Source organism: Streptomyces sp. NPDC057543 (genome assembly GCF_042801895.1).
GTDB lineage: Bacteria > Actinomycetota > Actinomycetes > Streptomycetales > Streptomycetaceae > Streptomyces.
Map to the genome: position 1 here is coordinate 1 of NZ_JBHVFF010000547.1, position 2,154 is coordinate 2,154.

Below are 2,154 nucleotides of genomic sequence, written 5' to 3' on the forward strand. Positions count from 1 at the left end.
GCCCTGAGGCCTACCAGCTGCGATGTGTCGGTTTCATGTCGGTGAGCTGGTGGCAGTGACGGTTGATCAGGTGGGCGTCTTCTTGCAGGTCTCTGGGTTATGGCGACGGCTGGCTGCTGACACGAGGTGGTGCTTTGCGTCTCGGTGGCTGACGTGGAGCGGTGCATTTACAGGTGGCTCACTGTCATGAAGGCGGTACATCGCACTACGGGACTCGCGCCCTGTGGTCACGATCTCAATACATCAAAGCCCGGCATCCCTAGCGACTGCCAAGATCAGCCCATGCCAGTTGATGAAAGCGGTAAGACCGCCAGAGAGCCGGTGACCACAACTGTCCTCAAAACGCGTAGATGGGTGCTCTGCCTCGCAAGCGGGCTCGTGGGCGTAATCGTCGGGGCAGGCACTGTGGGTTTCGCGTGGTGGATGAGAGGGCCAGAGGATCGGCCCTCCGGGCCCGCCTTCATGGCTACGGGCGCTGTCACCGTGTTCGGCTCCTGGGTCGGCGCTCAGGAGGATGAGGGGTGCGTCGGCATAGATGACTTTGCGGATCTGCGACCTGGCGCCACGGTTCGTGTCTTCGATCTAGCAGGGCACGAGCTTTCTCGGGGGCGTCTCGGCAACGGCACGCCCGGCAAAGTGGTGGGCAACAGTTGCACTTGGCCTTTGACGGTTTCAGATGTCCCCGGTGGTGCAAACCAGTACGAGTTGCAGATCGGAAACCGAGCGCGGCTCACGAAAACCCGCGAGGAGCTGCGCAGCGGCGTGGACCTGTCTTTCGGTGCGCAGTAGCAGTGCGTGTGAGTTCTTCAGCCCGGCGGCACCCACCCCCTGCGGGCTCAATGGGGCCGACTGAATTACTCACTTTTAGATAGGGCGGGATGGACGGTATGGGGCGAAGCTGGACAGGGGATCGGTCCGGAAAAGTTGTATTCATGATAGGGGGGGTGATTTTCACTTTCTCGTCCTGGGGGTCTTGGTGGTCCCTCCTCCCAGCGGCTTACACCATAATTATGGCCAGCCTGATCATTGAGGATATTCGGGCAGCTTCCAAGGCGAAGAGAATTCGCGAAAACGATAATTGACAACTCTCCGGGTCACTACGGAAGACGCTTGGGGCTCGAAGAGATTTCTCAGAAGTGTCGAAGTCTGACCTCGATTCTTCTGTGTCGTGATGGCGTCGCCGTGAGCGGCTGACTGCCCGGTTTGTCCCGTGCCGTTGCGGGGTGGGCCGTCGCATGCGCTGCGGGGGCGTCGGTTTCCACGGTCCGAGGTGGTGCGGGTTCGCTCCTCTCCGGGGGCGTTGTGGTGGTGGGTCGGTCGTCAGCCGGTGGGTGCCGGCAGGCTGTGTGCCCGCGCCCAGGCGGTGGCGAAGGCGGCCGACCAGGGCCAGGCGTGGTTCAGGTGGAGGGTGCGGCGGCGAGCGTGGCGGGTGAGCCGGGCGGGCAGTTGGTAGAGCTTGGTGCGGATCGAGTCCGGTTCGGCGTCGGCGAGTTCGGGCCGGTCGTGCAGCAGGAGCAAGCGGGTCCAGGCGTCAAGGTCGACCGCGATCGCGGAGGCGAGGGTCCAGGCGGTGTTGAGCTGCCAGGACGCGGAGGGCAGCAGTCCGAGTCCGATCCTCTTGATCGCTTTCACGCGGTCCTCGACCTCGGCGTGATCGCGGTAGAGGCCGTCGACGAACCAGGCCTGTCCCGATCCGGGGATGCCGGAAAGTCCGCTGGTGAGCGGGATGTTGGTGGCGATGATCTGGTAGCGCCAGCCGGTCTTCTTCTCGAAGCCGGTGAGCTTCTTCAGGTCGCGGCGTGAGGGTTTCACTCGGCGGACGATCAGCCGCTGACGCTCGGAGGGGGGCTTGTTGGTGTACGCGGTGACGGCTGACCTGGTGTGTTGCTGTTTTATTGAGTGGCCGGGTGAGCGGTTCGAGCAGGGAGGTCAGGCTGCGTGAGCTGGGGTTATGTCTTCTGTGTTGCGAGGGGTTGGGCTCGTTGTAGGTATCGGTAGCGCCAAAAGGCTCGGCGTGTGTTAGTGCTGGTCAGGGCTGTTTGTGCTGGCCGGTGATCATAACCACGTCCGTGACCTGGCATCACGGGACCGTACTTGACGACGGCACGCCGTACCCCCTGCGCCACCGGCTCTCTGCTCGCGCCTATGAAGCCC

The 2,154-nt window shown here is 63.1% G+C and carries 1 protein-coding gene; it reads right to left on the reverse strand.

Annotated elements, in window-relative coordinates; translation table 11 throughout:
• Positions 1 to 1,320 precede the first annotated feature (1,320 nt).
• Positions 1,321 to 1,812, reverse strand: coding sequence for a transposase (locus tag ACFU8Q_RS41135; protein ID WP_384465239.1), 492 nt, complete (start codon positions 1,810 to 1,812; stop codon positions 1,321 to 1,323).
• Between the last annotated feature and the right edge of the window lie 342 nt (positions 1,813 to 2,154).